The sequence below is a fragment of the Streptomyces sp. NPDC045967 genome (assembly GCF_056430495.1).
This window is the reverse complement of sequence record NZ_JBWKLE010000010.1, coordinates 87,243-100,536: the sequence shown is the minus strand read 5'-3', so window position 1 is coordinate 100,536 and position 13,294 is coordinate 87,243. Positions and strand designations below refer to the sequence as shown.

The following is a 13,294-nucleotide window of genomic DNA, read 5'->3' as shown; positions in this document are numbered from 1 at the left end:
ACCACCGATTGTTGCTGGTCACCCGCCCTGACTGCCTCCGGTTTTTCGCGGCGCCCGGGGCGTGGCGCGGCCGGGCGGGCCGGGCGGCCGGGCCAGGCCGGCGGCGAGTGCCGCGATGTCCTCGGGGCCGATGCGGCAGCAGCCGCCGATGAGGCGGGCGCCGGTGCGCCGCCAGGCGTCCGCGGGCCACGCGGCGCGGGTCGCGGGGGCGTGCCAGGTGGCGGTGGCCGCCTCCCAGACGGAGCCGTCGTTGGGGTAGGCCAGGAGCGGTGTGCGGGTGGTGGCCGCGGCTGCTTCGAGGGCCGGCAGGACCTGCGCCGGGTCGCAGCAGTTGACGCCGACGGCGATCACCCGCGGCGAGGCCGCCGCGAGGGCGAACGCCTCGGAGAGGGGCGCGCCGGAGCGGGTGCGGCCGTCGGCGACGGTGTAGCTCAGCCAGGCCTCGGCGCCGGTCTCCTCGAGGACGCCGAGCAGGGCCTGCGCCTCGTCCGGGTCGGGGATGGTCTCCAGGGCGAGGAGGTCGGGTCCGGCGGCGAGCAGGGCCTCGACGCGGGGGCGGTGGAAGGCGGCGAGCTCGCGCACGCTCAGGCCGTAGCGGCCGCGGTACTCGGAGCCGTCCGCGAGGACCGCCCCGTACGGGCCCACGGAGGCGGCCACCCACACCTCGTGGTCGGCGGCCTCGGCGGCCCGGGCGGCGAGCGCGACGCTGCGGCGCAGCAGGGCGGCGGCGCGGGGGTGGCCGGGGCCGATCTGATAGCTCGCGGTGATCAGCACCTCGGCGCCGGCCCGTGCGTACGCCGTGTGGGCGGCCCGCACCTGGTCGGGTCGTTCGGCGAGCACCCGGCCCGTCCACAGGCCGCCGGACAGGTCGCAGCCCTGGGCGGCGAGCTGGTTGCTCAGCCCGCCGTCGAGGAGCACGGTCCGCCGGGCCAGGGCCGGGGCGAGCGGGCCGCTTGCACGTGGCATGTGCGTTCCGCCCCCGGTCAGCCGAGCTGGGAGAGGACCTGGCCGGAGATCAGCTCCAGGTGGTCCAGGTCGTCGAGGTCGAGCAGCTGGAGGTAGACGCGGGAGGAGCCGATGGCGCCGTAGGCCCCGAGCTTCTCGACGACCTCGGCCGGGGAGCCGGCCAGGCCGTTGGCCTTGAGCTCCTCCACGTCACGGCCGATGGCGGCGGCGCGGCGGGCCACCTCCGCGTCGTCCTTGCCGACGCAGACGACGAGGGCGTTGGAGTAGACGAGGTCGCCGGCCTTGCGGCCCACCTCCTCGGCGGCCTCCCGGACCCGCGCGAACTGGCGCTCGCTGTCGGCGAGCGAGCCGAAGGGCATGTTGAACTCGTCGGCGTACCGGGCGGCCAGGCGCGGGGTGCGGCGGGCGCCGTGGCCGCCGATGAGGATGGGGACCTTGGCCTGGGCGGGCTTGGGCAGGGCGGGCGAGTTCTCCAGGCGGTAGTGGTGGCCCGCGTAGTCGAAGGTGGCACCGGCCTCGGTGGCCCACAGGCCGGTGATGACGGCGAGCTGCTCCTCCAGCCGGCCCATCCGCTCGGCCGGGAAGGGGATCCCGTACGCCTTGTGTTCCTCCTCGAACCAGCCCGCCCCCAGACCGAGTTCGATGCGGCCGCCCGACATCTGGTCGACCTGGGCGACCTGGATGGCGAGCACTCCGGGCAGCCGGAAGGTGCCGGCGGTCATCAGGGTGCCGAGCCGGATCCGGCGGGTCTCGCGCGCCAGGCCCGCGAGGGTGATCCACGCGTCGGTGGGGCCGGGCAGGCCGTCGGCCGCGCCCATCTTCAGATAGTGGTCGGACCGGAAGAACGCATCGAAGCCCAGGTCCTCGGTGGCCTTGGCGACGGTCAGGAGGGTGTCGTAGCTCGCGCCCTGCTGGGGTTCGGTGAAAATGCGAAGATCCATGCCCCCCATCCTGCCCCTCCCGCCCCTGCCGGGTGAATCTGCGTCAACCGGACGGTCCACGCCGGACGCCGCCAGTGACCACCCCCGGAGGGGATCGTTGGCTCGGACGGAGCCGGACCGCCCGGCCCGCGCGCCGGCGGCCGCATCGCCGGTCCGTCCACCGCGCCCTTCCGCCCCGGAAGGGCCAGGGCCGAGGAGGCCGCCATGTCCCACGAGGCCGTGCCGGAAACCCACCGACAGACCGGGCAACGCGAGCGGGCCGAACAGGCCGGGCAGGCCGGGCAGGCGGCACACGAGGACGCGGGCCGGGAGTCCGCCGACCCCGCCGGGCGCGGCGCACCGAAGGGCCTGCTGCAGCAGATGGAAGAGCTGATGGCGGCGCTGAACGCCGATCTGTCTCAGCTCGACGCCGACCTCCAGTTCTCCACCGCCGGCCGCGCCCCGGGCACACCCGCCGTCGAGGGCGAGCGCCCGGCCTGCGGGCCGCGGTGACCGCGCGGGTCCCGTCGCGCGCGGCGGGACCCGCGGGGCACCTGGGCACCTGGGCACCTGGGCACCTCAGGCCACACCCGAGGCGGACCCCCGCTCGCGCACGGCCATGCGGCGCAGGATCGCCCGCACCCGGTCGCTCGACTCGTCAGCCGCGTCGATCGACTCTATGCACTGCCAGTACAGCGTCTCCTCATCCGTCCCGCAGGCCACACCGACCAGGGCTATGCCCACTTCGCCCAGCAGCGCCTGCAGTCCGAGCAGCGCCTGCCGGACATCCGAGACGCCCGTCAACTGCGCTGCGCGCGACGGATATTCGGGCGCGCTGCCCTCGCCGCGCGACGCCGCCCGGTCGATCACCCCGCACCCTCTGCCTCCCGCCTCCCCCAGTCCCCGTGCCTCCGCTCTCATCTCCGGCGGCCCGGTGACCGCCAGATAGCTCCCTACGCCCTGGGCCAGCGCCTGCGCCTGCCAGGCCTCGCCCACGATGTCCCACGCAGCCCCGCTCTGTGCCAGCGCGTGCCGGCCGGCCGCGATGAGCCGTACCGCATCCATATGCCGTCCCCCGTCCGCACGACATCCCGCCTTCTCACCACTACCCAGAGTGAGGGCAACGAGTCAGTAAAGCCAGGGGTATTCGGAAATTGTGGACACAATCGTGATTGTGGAGAAGTCCATCACTCCGAAGAGTGACGATCGACGGTCGGTTCGCCTGCCACGGGGAAGCGCAATTCGTTCCTTTCGATCTTCGCGGCGAGCGCATCCAGCACATCCACCCCCAGGACCTCACAGAACTGCAGGAGATACGCGAGCACATCGGCCACCTCATCGGCCACGCGGTGGGCGGTTTCCGGCTTCTCCATGACCTCGGCCGACTGCTCCGGCGTCAGCCACTGGAAGATCTCGACCAGTTCGGCCGCCTCCACGCTCAGCGCCACCGCCAGGTTCTTGGGCGTGTGGTACGGCTCCCAGCCGCGCGCCGCGGCGAACGCGGCGAGTCTGCGCTGCAACTGCCCGAGCCGCTCGTCGCGCGGTCCGTGCGTGTCCTTGATGTCCTCGGCGTCGCTCATGGGTCACAGGTCTACCACCGTGACCCCCGACAGTTCCCGGGCGGCCGCCGCCGTCCGCTCCCCCACCGCCGCCGCCAGCCTGACGTGCCCGCGACCGCAGGACAGCAGCGCCAGGCGCAGCAGTTCGGCGCTCTGCGAGCGGTCCAGACCGCGGTCGAAGCCGTCGGCCAGTACCGTCAGCGCCTGCTGAGCGGACAGCAGTTCGGCCGCCGGGTCCATGGCGAGCACCCCCGGCCCGGTCAGCAGGACCAGGGCCAGGGCGAGGAACCGCAGCTCGCCGGCGCCGAGGCGGGCCAGCTCCGTGGCGGGCCGGCCGGGGCCGCGGTCCAGGACGGCCGTGACGCGGCCGTCGGCGGGAGCCCGTACGTCCAGCCCGGCGACCGGTCCCGCGCAGCCGGTCCGGGCCGCCTCGGCCAGCAGCGCGTACCGGGTGCCGCATTCGTGGCGGGTCCGGCGCAGTACGTCGGCCAGGTTGGCGCAGTCGCCGAGCAGCCGGCCTTCCCCCGGCGGGACCGGCGCGCGCATCCGGTCGGGCCGGGGGTCGCAGGGGAACACCGAGCGCAGGGCCACCACGACCTGTTCGGCGGCGGCCAGGACCTGGCGCTGGCCGGCCGTCGCGCCGGCCACGCGCAGCGGGAGCAGCGCCGTGCCGAGCCGGTCGTCCGGGAGCGGGGCCCGAGTGACCCCGACGGCGCCCCCGGTCAGCCAGGCGGCCTGTACGGAGCGCCGGCCGGGGTCGCGCAGGGCGGTGGCGAGCAGGATCTGCCCCGGCTGCGAGAGCCGTTCCCCGACGACGCGCAGGGTGGGCTCGGCCTGGACGGCGAGGTCGAGGCGGACCGGTCCCGCGGGGCCGTCGACGGTGCAGCCGACACGGAAGCCGCGCCGTCCGCCGCCGTCGGGGACGGCCAGGTCGGGGATGCGGGCCGCGGCGTCGGGGAACGCCTCTTCAAGGGTGGCGCCGGAGCCGAGCGCCGCGAGGGCCTCGTAGGCCGCCAGCGCCTGGGACTTGCCGCTGCCGCTCGGCCCTGCGAAGAGGGTGACGGGCCCGAGGGCGAAGGCCGCCCCGCGGTGCGGCCCGAAGGCGGACAGCCGCAACTCCGTGATGCCGGGCCGGTGCAGCCGCCCGGCCTGCCCGGGCACGACCGCCGGCCCGCCGGCGACCGCCGCACCGCCGGACCGGCCGGGGCGCCGCCCGACGGACCCGGCGCCGGCCGGGGCGGCGGACCGCGGGGCCGGGACCCCGGCGGGCACGGCAGGCGCGGCCGTCAGCGCGGCGGGGGCGGCGGGTTGAGCCGCGAGAGCTTCGCCAGAGGGCGTTAAGCACCCTGCCGCAGGCGGCACGGCGGCCGGGAGGCCGACGGGACGGTGGGCAGGCGGCCCGGGGGCGGTGTGCACCGCAGGCGGCACGGCCGGAACTTCGGCGGGGTGCGCGACGGGCGGCACGGCGGCGGTGTGCGCCGACGGGGGCTCGGCCGGAACCTCGGTGGGGCGCGCATGGGGCGGCTCGGCGGCCGCGAGATTGGCGGGGTGGGTCGCAGGGGGCTTGGTGGGGAGGGTGGCGTCCATGCGGCGGACGGTACGGGCCGCCGGGCCCGGGAGGGACCCGGCGAACCGTTACCTCGCGGCCACCTTCCTACGATCGGGGGACGGCCGCCGCCGCGATCCCCTCGACCTCGGTCCCGACCGGCGCCAGCAGGAACACGTTCCGGTCCACCCGGTGCATCCCGCTGCCGAGCCCGAACACCACACCGCTGCTGAAGTCCAGGATGCGCTTGGCCACTTCGCTGTCGGCTCCGGTCAGGTCCAGCAGCACCGGGATCTGCGCGATCAGGTACTCCGCCACCTCTCGCGCGTCCGCGAAGATCTGGACCCGGATCACCACGAAGCGCCGCTGCTCCGCCGCCGACGCCCCGGGCGCCGTGGGGATGGTGCGGTGGTCCACCCGGGAGGGCCATTCGTTGCGGCTGCGCAGCGGGACCACCTGCGCGAGCCCCTCCCACTGTTCGTCGGTGACGTCGTACCTGCTCACCGGGCCGCCTCGGCCGCGTGCTTCATGTGCATCCGCCCATCCTCTCGCGTTTCACCCGTTCAGCCCAACTGCGACACGGCAGAGCGGGCTACTCCCGAGGCGTGAAGTAGGTTAGGTTAGGCATACCTAACTACTCGGATGACGGAGAGATCCAGATGCGCATGCCCGGTGCCCCTGCCAGCCGGCCCACCGACGCCGAGCGGGTGCGGTCGATCCTGGCCGCCGCCCACTCCATGACCGCGGTCACCGGCAAACTGCGCTCCGAAGTCCGCCACCTCGACGGCGGCGATCCGATGGGGCGACTGCACCTGCACCCGGCCGAACCGGGCGGGGAGTCCGAGCACCGGGCGGCGATCCGGCTGGAGTTCACCGATGTCGCCCCGACCCCGGTGCGCGACCGCGTGCGGGCCCGGGTGACGATCCTGGGCCACCTGCTCACCCCCTACGTCGACGCCGCCGACACCGACCCCGGGCGGGAGAGCACCTGCATGGAGTTCGGGCAGGCCCTGCTGGAGACGGCCGACGGCCTCTCCTGCGTCACGCTCGACGAGCTGGACGCGGCCCGCCCCGACCCGCTGGCCCCGTACGAGGCCGGCATGCTCACCCACCTCCTCGACGACCACCCGGATCTCGTCACCCTGCTGCTGCGCCTGGTCCAGCCGCTGCCCACCGCCTCGGTGCTCCGCGCGCTGCCCGTCGCCCTGGACCGGTACGGCATCACGCTGCGGCTGGAGGAGCGCAGCGGCCACCGCGACGTACGCCTGCCCTTCCCCTCGCCGCTCGACGACGTGGAGCAGTCGGGCGCCCAGATCCAGGCCCTGTTCAGCGCGGCGCGCCGGCGCTCGCACCGCAACACCCTGCCCGCCTGAACCACCGCCGGGCCGAGCGCCCGTCCCGTCAGCCGCCCGCCGGGGCGCTCGCGTACCGGTTGGCGGGGCGCGGCAGGCCGTAGTTCTCGCGCAGGGTGCGCCCGGTGTACTCCGTCCGGAACAGCCCGCGCCGCTGGAGGATCGGCACGACGTGGTCGACGAAGTCGGTCAGGCCGGTGGGCAGGACGGGCGCCATGATGTTGAAGCCGTCGGCGGCTCCCCGGGTGAACCACTCCTGCAGTTGGTCGGCGATCTGCTCCGGGGTGCCGGCGAAGACCCGGTGGCCGCGGCCGGCGCCGAGCCGGGCGATCAGCTCGCGCAGGGTGAGGCCGTCGCGCCGCGCGAGTTCGGAGACGAGGGTGAAGCGGCTCTTGTTGCCGTTGACGTCCCGCTCCTCGGGCAGGTCCGGGAGCGGACCGTCCAGGGGCAGCCCGGTGAGGTCGACGTTCAGCATCCCGGAAAGCTGGGCGAGCCCGTACTCCGGCACCTGGAGGTCGGTGAGCTGCTGCTCCAGGGCCTTGGCCTCGGCTTCCGTGGAGCCGATGACGGGCGCGATGCCGGGCAGGACGAGCAGGTCGCCCTCGGCGCGGCCGTACGCCGCCAGGCGGGACTTGAGGTCCTTGTAGAAGGTCTGGCCGTCGGCGAGGGTCTGCTGGGCGGTGAACACGGCCTCGGCGTACTGGGCGGCGAACTCCTTGCCGTCCTCCGACGACCCGGCCTGCACCAGCAGCGGGTGTCCCTGCGGGGAGCGGGGCACGTTGAGCGGGCCGGCCACCGCGAAGTGCTCGCCGCGGTGGGCGGCGGGGTGCAGCTTGTCGGTGTCGGCGTAGACGCCGCGCTCCTTGTCGAGGACGATCGCGTCGTCCTCCCAACTGTCCCAGAGCTTGGTGGCGACCTCCAGGAACTCGCGGGCCCGTTCGTAGCGCAGGCCGTGCTCCAGGTGCTCGTCCCGGTTGAAGTTGCGGGCCTCGTCGACGGTGCCGGAGGTGACGATGTTCCAGCCGGCGCGGCCTCCGCTGATGTGGTCGAGGGAGGCGAACTTCCGGGCCAGGTTGTAGGGCTCGTTGAAGGTGGTGGAGACGGTCGCGATGAGCCCGATGTGCTCGGTGACGGCGGCGATCGCGGAGAGCAGGGTGAGGGGTTCGAAGCCGCCGACGGCGTTGTACCGGGCTTTGCCCCACAGGGCCACTCCGTCGGCGAAGAAGATCGAGTCGAGCCGGCCGCGCTCGGCGGTACGGGCCAGTTCCTGGAAGTACCGCAGGTCGGTGACGCGTTCGGGGGCGCTGTCCGGGTGGCGCCAGGCGGCGTCGTGGTGCCCGGCGTTCATCAGGAAGGCGTTGAGGTGGAGGGTGCGGGATGCGGTCATGACGGTTCCTGGTCTCTGGGGCGGGGCCGGCGGCGGACGCGCGGAGGCGGGGCGAGGGGTGCGGGGGGTGCGGAGGGGTGAGGGCGGGGCGGGTCGGGCGTCAGGCGGGGACGCGCCAGAGGCTGAGGCGGCGTTCGACGGTCACCAGCAACTGGTTGAAGGCGACGCCGATCGCGGAGATCGTGACGATCCCCGCGTACATCTGCGGGATCGCGAAGTTGAACTGCGAGGCGTTGATCAGATAGCCGAGTCCGGCCTTCGCACCGATCATCTCGGCAGCCACCAGGACGAGGATGGACACCGCCCCGGCAAGCCGGATGCCGGTGAAGATCGCCGGTACGGACGCCGGGAGGATCACCTTCTGGAACAGGCGGAACGTGGGGAGGTCCATCGACCGGGCGAGCCGGATCAGCGTGGGGTCGGCGTTGCGGACGGCGCTGATGGTGTTGAGCAGGACGGGCCAGAGGCAGGCGTAGACGACGATCGACACCTTCGAGGTCTCGCCGATGCCGAGGAGCAGGACGAAGACCGGGAGCAGCGCGAGGGCCGCGGTGTTGCGGAACACCTCCAGCAACGGTCCGAGGAAGTCGGCGAGGGGCCGGTACCAGCCGATGAGCAGGCCCAGGGGGACGGCGACCGCCACGGCGATGCCGAAGCCGCCGAAGGACCGGATCAGGCTGGCCCGGGCGTGGTCGGCGAGCTGGCCGTCCCCGGCCAACTCCCACCAGGCGACCGCGACCTCGCTGAGGGGCGGCAGGAAGGTGGCGTCGACCAGGCCGACGCGGGGGGCGACCTCCCAGAGGACGACCAGGGCGAGGATCGCGGCGCTCCGGACGGCGAGGGCCTTCAGGGCGCGTACGGCCGCCCGCACGGCTGCCTTCGTACGGGCGGGAGCCGGAGCGGGGGCCTTGCCGGCCGGGGAACCGGCGGGCGCGTTCTCGGGACGGCCGGTCCCGATCCCGGTCTCGGCCTCGGCCTCGGTCCGGGTCTCGGTCCGGGCCCCGGTCCGGGTGTCGGTCGGGGTTTCGGTCCGGGTCCCGGTTTCGGTCTCCGTCCCGGTCCCGGTCCCGGTCACGGTCTCGGTCCCGGCCCGGGCCCCGGTCTCGGCCTCGAGCCGGCGGGTGCCGGTCCCCGTGCGGGCCTCGGCGGGAGTCGGGCGGGGGGTGCCGGTCGGGGCCGGCGGCGCCGCGAGGCCCGCGGCCGCCTGGGCGGTGGTGTCGGTTCCGGTGGTCATACGGCTGCCGCCTCCTTCTCCAGTCGCTGGGCTCGGGCCACCTCGTCGTGGAGGAGGTTCCAGATGTCGTGCCGGTAGCGGGCGAACTCCGGGCTGGACCGCAGGGCCTCCCCCAGCAGTCCGTCGCGGTCTCCGAAGGACACGGGCACGACCTCCTTGATCCGGCCGGGCCGGGAGGTCATGACGGCCACCCGCTGCCCGAGGTACACGGCCTCCTCGATGCCGTGGGTGATGAAGACGACGGTCTTGCCGGTGCTCTGCCAGATGCGGCGCAGTTCGTCCTGGAGGGACTCGCGGGTCTGCGCGTCGAGCGCGGCGAACGGCTCGTCCATCAGCAGCACGTCCGGGTCGTAGGCCAGCGACCGGGCGATGGCGACGCGCTGGCGCATGCCGCCGGAGAGCTGGTGCGGGTGGCGGTCCTCGAAGCCGGTCAACCCGACCAGGTCCAGGAACTCCCGGGCCCGGGCCGCTCGTTGCCGGCGCGGCACGCCGGTGGCCTCCAGGCCGAACTCGACGTTGCCCTGCGCCGTGCGCCACGGCAGCAGCGCGTACTGCTGGAACACGATCCCCCGGTCCAGGCCCGGTCCGTTGATCTCCCTGCCGTCGAGCAGGATCCGCCCGGCCGTCGGGGCGGACAGTCCGCCGAGGAGGTCCAGGAGCGTGGACTTGCCGCAGCCGCTGGGGCCGACGACCACCAGGAACTCCCCGCTGCCGATCTCCAGGTCGATGCCGTCGAGAGCGGTGAAGTCCCCGAAGGTCTTGTGCACCGCGTCGAACACGATCTTCGCCATGGCGGGTCAGCCCTTTCCGTAGGCGTTGAACTCGTTGGTGTAGAGGTCGGACGGCTTGAACCGGCCCTCCTTGATCTCACCGCGCTCGCCGAGCCAGTCGATCCAGAGCTGGAACTCCGCGTCGGGTATCCGGCCGCCGGTCTCGGCGATGCCGTAGGAACGCCAGTACTGCAGCGTGGAGGTGTCCTCGCTGCGGCCGCGCTTCTTGACGATCTCCGTCATCCGGGCGACGACCTCCTCGCGCGGCGTGCTGCGCGACCACTCGATGGCCTTGGCCACTCCCGTGACGAAGGTCCGCACGGTGTCCGGGTTCTGCTTGATGAAGCGCTCGGTCATGATGTAGGTGCCCGCGCTGAACGGGCCGAGCAGCTCCACGTCGGTGAACAGCGGGCGGATCCCGCCGGAGGCCACCGCCTTGTCGCGCAGGACGCCCGTCAGCACCCCGACCTCGATCTGCTTCGCGCGCAGCGCCTGTTCCGTGTTGACGGGCGGTATGACCAGGGCCTCGACCTTGGCCGCCTCCGCCTTGGAGAGGCCGTTGCGGCTGAGGTAGGTGTCGAGGAGCGCCTGGTAGTGGGCGCCCAGGGTGTTCATGCCGACCTTCTTCCCGAGCAGATCGCGGGCGGAGCGGATCGGGCTGTCCTCCAGGACGAAGTAGCCGGCGTACGAGTGCCGGTCGGAGCCGTAGGAGGAGATGACGGCCTTGATCGGGGCGTTTCCGGCGGCGAGTTTGATGACCGCGCCGTTGAAGGCGCTGCCGAAGTGGGTCTGGCCGGTCGCGGCGGACTGGATGTCCTGCGGCCCGCTGGTGGTGTTGCCGACCCATTCGAGCCGGACGTCCTCGAAGTAGCCGAGGTCTTGTGCGAGTTCGGGGAGCGTGACCGCGCCGACCGCTCCCTGGTACTTCAGGGTCTTGACCTGCGACGCGCGGGATCCGCCGCCGTCGGCGGTGGCCGTGCCGCAGCTCACCGCGGCCGCCGAGATGCCGAGCAGGGTGAGGAACTGGCGCCGGGAGGTGGGGGTCGAGGTGAGGGCTGCGCGCATGGCGGGTCCTTGGTCCTTGGGTCGGTGCGGGGGGTGGCGGGCGGAGGGCAGGGGCGGAGGGCAGGGGCGGAGGGCTGCGGCCGGGTGGGTCGGGGCCGGTGGGGTTACGGAGTGGCCGCGAGGGCGGCCGGGTGCACGGTGCTCGGCGTCGTCGCGTACGGGGCGCCGCCGCGCACGGCTGCCGCGAACTCGTCGACGGCCTGGAAGAGGTCCAGCTCGGCCTCGGGGCGCAGCCGGTCAGGGCCGGAACCGCGCTCCACGGAGGAGTCCAGGACGAACCGCCCGGCGGTGACGTGCCGGGCTCCGAGGGCGGAGAGCACGGGGCGCAGGGCGTAGTCGATGGCCAGGACGTGGGCGAGACTGCCACCGGTGACCAGCGGAAACACCGTCTTGCCGACGAGACCGTCCTGCGGGAGCAGGTCGAGGAAGGACTTGAGCAGGCCGCTGTACGAAGCCTTGTAGACCGGGGACGCGATGACGACGCCGTCGGCCGCCGCGACCGCCTCCAGGGCCCGGCGGATCTCGGGCTCACCGCGGCGGGCGGACAGCAGGTCGGCGGCGGGGAGGTCGCGTACGGACAGGTGCCCGGTGGCGAACCCGGCGTGCGCCAGGCGGCGCAGCACGTGCTCGGCGACGACGGCGGTACGGGAGTGGGCGGAGGGGCTGCCGGTGATGGCGAGCAGCTGGGGCACGGGGGGTCCTTGGATGTCGTACGGAAGCGGGGGCGGGGGCGAGGGGGCGGTGCTCGGGCGGGCGAACGGTGCGGCCCGGCGGGGGGTGGGGCCGGCGCCGGTGGGGTCAGGAGGCTGCGGCTCCCGAGGCTCCCGACGCGATGCCGAAGGCCGGGTCGGGAACGGTCTCCGGGCTGAGCAGGCGGGAGGGTTCGCCGTCGGGGCCCACCGGAACGTCGCCGTCGACCGTGACGCGGCGCAGGGTGCGCTCGTGGTCGTCGGAGTCGTCGACGCCGTAGTGCTGGGTGGCCCGGTTGTCCCAGATCGCGACGTCCCCGGTCCGCCACTGCCGGCGGACGGTGTTCTCGGGGCTCTCGATGTGGGCCTGGAAGAGGTCCTGGAGCACGCGCGAGTCACGGCCGGTGAAGCCCTGGATGCGCTGGACGAAGTTGCCCAGGAGCAGGCTGCGTTCACCGGTCTCGGGGTGGACGCGGACGACCGGGTGCTCGGTGAGGAACTTCGTGGAGGTGAAGACCTCGCGGTACTGGGCCAGGGCCTCGGGCAGCGCCTCGGGCTTCAGGGCTGCGTAGTCGTACTCGTTGGAGTGCACGGCGCGCAGGTTGTCGGCGAGGGCGCGCAGCGGTTCCGGGAGGCCGGCGTAGGCGGTGGCCGTGTTGGCCCACAGGGTGTCGCCGCCGTACGGGGGGATGGTCACGGCGCGCAGGATGGAGAAGGCCGGGTAGGCGGGGACGAACGTGACATCGGTGTGCCACTGATTGGCGCGGGCACCGTGGTGGGAGTCGATGCCGAGGGCGTAGCGGCCGTCCGCGGACGGCACGGTGGGGTGCGCGACCGGGGTCCCGAGCAGTCGGGCGAAGGCTTCGTGGGCCGCTTCGTCGAGGTGGTCCTGCCCCCGGAAGAAGACGACCTTGTGGGCGAGGAGCGCGGCACGGATGTCGGCGACGACCCCGGCGGACAGGTCCCCGCCGAGTCGTACCCCTTCGATCTCGGCCCCGATACGGCCGCCGATCTTGGTGACGGTGACGGAGGGGGCGGTTGCGGTGGCGATTGCGGTCGCGGTGGCCATGGAAACTCCCTGGTGTGGAGGCGGAACGGATGGCGGGCGTGCGGGAGCCGCCCTGCACGGACGCAGCGGAAGGCAGGCAGGCGGGCGGGCAGGCAGGTCAGGGCAGGGCAGGGCAGGGCAGAAAGACGGACGGACGGACGACGCGGTACGACGCGGTGCGGAGCCTGGGATTCGGCCGGGGCGCGGAGGACCTCACCGTGCGGGGGCGCCCGAGCCCGAACCCGGCGCGCCGATCCCCTGCCGTGACGGCGGGGATGCCGGCCGGAGACGGGCACCGGCGCGCGCCCTGCCCCGGGCCGTGCAGGCGGCCGTCAGAGGTTCGGTACGGGCACGGGCACGGCTGCGGCTACGGCTGCGGAAGCCGCCACGGGCACGGGTACCGGTACGTGTACGGGCACAGCCACGGATACCGGCAGGGCTGCCGACACCGGGACCCGTACCGCCGGACCCTTCACGGTCCGAGCGGCGGGCTCAGGCGGCGGGGCGCGGGGCCGGACAGCGGCCCGGACACCTGCCGGGCGCGGTACAGAGGCCGGTGGTGTGGAGCCGCGGGGCGAGGAATGCGTTCGCGGTCATGACCCGGAGCCTGACAGCGCCCCCCGACCCGGTCAACCCCCGCCGAAGGCCCCCGCCGACGTCCGGCACCGAACCCCCGCAGGCCCCCATACCCGTGCCGTGACCTGGCCTTTCCTCCCCCTGGCGATACGGCGGCGCCCCGCCCGAAACGGCTGAAAAGC

The 13,294-nt window shown here is 73.9% G+C and carries 14 protein-coding genes; 2 read left to right on the top strand and 12 right to left on the bottom strand.

The window, feature by feature from the left end; genetic code table 11:
- Positions 1–18 precede the first annotated feature (18 nt).
- Together mmuM and AC07FY_RS20565 are read right to left on the bottom strand one after the other, a co-directional pair.
- Positions 19–966, bottom strand: a complete 948-nt coding sequence (gene mmuM / locus AC07FY_RS20570; RefSeq protein WP_479008154.1) for a homocysteine S-methyltransferase — start codon at positions 964–966, stop codon at positions 19–21.
- A 17-nt stretch (positions 967–983) separates the two neighbouring features.
- Positions 984–1,907 carry an LLM class F420-dependent oxidoreductase gene (locus tag AC07FY_RS20565; RefSeq protein ID WP_479008152.1) on the bottom strand — a complete coding sequence of 308 codons (924 nt, stop codon included), beginning with the start codon at positions 1,905–1,907 and terminating at the stop codon, positions 984–986.
- A 204-nt stretch (positions 1,908–2,111) separates the two neighbouring features.
- Here AC07FY_RS20565 and AC07FY_RS20560 point away from each other — a divergent pair, with 204 nt between their 5' ends.
- Entirely contained in the window at positions 2,112–2,399 is a 288-nt protein-coding gene (locus AC07FY_RS20560) for a hypothetical protein (protein WP_479008150.1), read from the top strand.
- Positions 2,400–2,465: 66 nt separating this feature from the next.
- Here the strand turns inward: AC07FY_RS20560 and AC07FY_RS20555 are convergent, their stop codons facing one another.
- The 4 genes from AC07FY_RS20555 to AC07FY_RS20540 form a co-directional block, all read right to left on the bottom strand.
- On the bottom strand, positions 2,466–2,951 hold the full coding sequence (locus tag AC07FY_RS20555; protein ID WP_479008148.1) for a DUF6099 family protein: 486 nt from the start codon (positions 2,949–2,951) through the stop codon (positions 2,466–2,468).
- Between the two features lie 122 nt (positions 2,952–3,073).
- Complete coding sequence (locus tag AC07FY_RS20550; RefSeq protein ID WP_479008146.1) at positions 3,074–3,466, bottom strand: nucleotide pyrophosphohydrolase; 393 nt, start codon at positions 3,464–3,466, stop codon at positions 3,074–3,076.
- Positions 3,467–3,469: 3 nt separating this feature from the next.
- On the bottom strand, positions 3,470–4,717 hold the full coding sequence (locus AC07FY_RS20545) for an AAA family ATPase (RefSeq protein ID WP_479008144.1): 1,248 nt from the start codon (positions 4,715–4,717) through the stop codon (positions 3,470–3,472).
- Between the two features lie 382 nt (positions 4,718–5,099).
- Positions 5,100–5,495 carry a cell division protein SepF gene (locus AC07FY_RS20540; protein ID WP_030012729.1) on the bottom strand — a complete coding sequence of 132 codons (396 nt, stop codon included), beginning with the start codon at positions 5,493–5,495 and terminating at the stop codon, positions 5,100–5,102.
- A gap of 155 nt (positions 5,496–5,650) precedes the next feature.
- On the opposite strand from AC07FY_RS20540, the gene AC07FY_RS20535 reads away from it, so the two are divergent.
- The gene (locus AC07FY_RS20535; RefSeq protein WP_479008142.1) at positions 5,651–6,364 is read left to right on the top strand and encodes a DUF2470 domain-containing protein; all 714 of its coding nucleotides are present in this window, start codon (positions 5,651–5,653) and stop codon (positions 6,362–6,364) included.
- 28 nt (positions 6,365–6,392) lie between these two features.
- On the opposite strand, the gene AC07FY_RS20530 is transcribed toward AC07FY_RS20535, so the two are convergent.
- From AC07FY_RS20530 to AC07FY_RS20505, 6 genes are all read right to left on the bottom strand, one after another.
- Entirely contained in the window at positions 6,393–7,730 is a 1,338-nt protein-coding gene (locus AC07FY_RS20530) for an LLM class flavin-dependent oxidoreductase (RefSeq protein ID WP_479008141.1), read from the bottom strand.
- 100 nt (positions 7,731–7,830) lie between these two features.
- Positions 7,831–8,601: an ABC transporter permease gene (locus AC07FY_RS20525; protein ID WP_479008350.1), complete on the bottom strand. Its 771-nt coding sequence runs from the start codon at positions 8,599–8,601 to the stop codon at positions 7,831–7,833.
- A 359-nt stretch (positions 8,602–8,960) separates the two neighbouring features.
- On the bottom strand, positions 8,961–9,755 hold the full coding sequence (locus tag AC07FY_RS20520) for an ABC transporter ATP-binding protein (protein ID WP_479008139.1): 795 nt from the start codon (positions 9,753–9,755) through the stop codon (positions 8,961–8,963).
- Between the two features lie 6 nt (positions 9,756–9,761).
- Complete coding sequence (locus AC07FY_RS20515) at positions 9,762–10,799, bottom strand: ABC transporter substrate-binding protein (protein ID WP_479008137.1); 1,038 nt, start codon at positions 10,797–10,799, stop codon at positions 9,762–9,764.
- 104 nt (positions 10,800–10,903) lie between these two features.
- Positions 10,904–11,491 (bottom strand): NADPH-dependent FMN reductase, encoded by a 588-nt coding sequence (gene ssuE / locus AC07FY_RS20510; protein ID WP_479008135.1) that lies wholly within the window; start codon positions 11,489–11,491, stop codon positions 10,904–10,906.
- Positions 11,492–11,597: 106 nt separating this feature from the next.
- Positions 11,598–12,557 (bottom strand): TauD/TfdA dioxygenase family protein, encoded by a 960-nt coding sequence (locus AC07FY_RS20505; RefSeq protein WP_479008133.1) that lies wholly within the window; start codon positions 12,555–12,557, stop codon positions 11,598–11,600.
- Positions 12,558–13,294 lie beyond the last annotated feature (737 nt).

Bases quoted from the DNA above. Each gene is read 5' to 3' on its own strand.
- AC07FY_RS20535 (WP_479008142.1), top strand. From the start codon at position 5,651: ATGCGCATGCCCGGTGCCCCTGCCAGCCGGCCCACCGACGCCGAGCGG.
- AC07FY_RS20555 (WP_479008148.1), bottom strand. From the start codon at position 2,951: ATGGATGCGGTACGGCTCATCGCGGCCGGCCGGCACGCGCTGGCACAG.
- AC07FY_RS20560 (WP_479008150.1), top strand. From the start codon at position 2,112: ATGTCCCACGAGGCCGTGCCGGAAACCCACCGACAGACCGGGCAACGC.
- AC07FY_RS20520 (WP_479008139.1), bottom strand. From the start codon at position 9,755: ATGGCGAAGATCGTGTTCGACGCGGTGCACAAGACCTTCGGGGACTTC.
- AC07FY_RS20565 (WP_479008152.1), bottom strand. From the start codon at position 1,907: ATGGATCTTCGCATTTTCACCGAACCCCAGCAGGGCGCGAGCTACGAC.
- mmuM (WP_479008154.1), bottom strand. From the start codon at position 966: ATGCCACGTGCAAGCGGCCCGCTCGCCCCGGCCCTGGCCCGGCGGACC.
- AC07FY_RS20550 (WP_479008146.1), bottom strand. From the start codon at position 3,466: ATGAGCGACGCCGAGGACATCAAGGACACGCACGGACCGCGCGACGAG.
- AC07FY_RS20505 (WP_479008133.1), bottom strand. From the start codon at position 12,557: ATGGCCACCGCGACCGCAATCGCCACCGCAACCGCCCCCTCCGTCACC.
- AC07FY_RS20515 (WP_479008137.1), bottom strand. From the start codon at position 10,799: ATGCGCGCAGCCCTCACCTCGACCCCCACCTCCCGGCGCCAGTTCCTC.
- AC07FY_RS20530 (WP_479008141.1), bottom strand. From the start codon at position 7,730: ATGACCGCATCCCGCACCCTCCACCTCAACGCCTTCCTGATGAACGCC.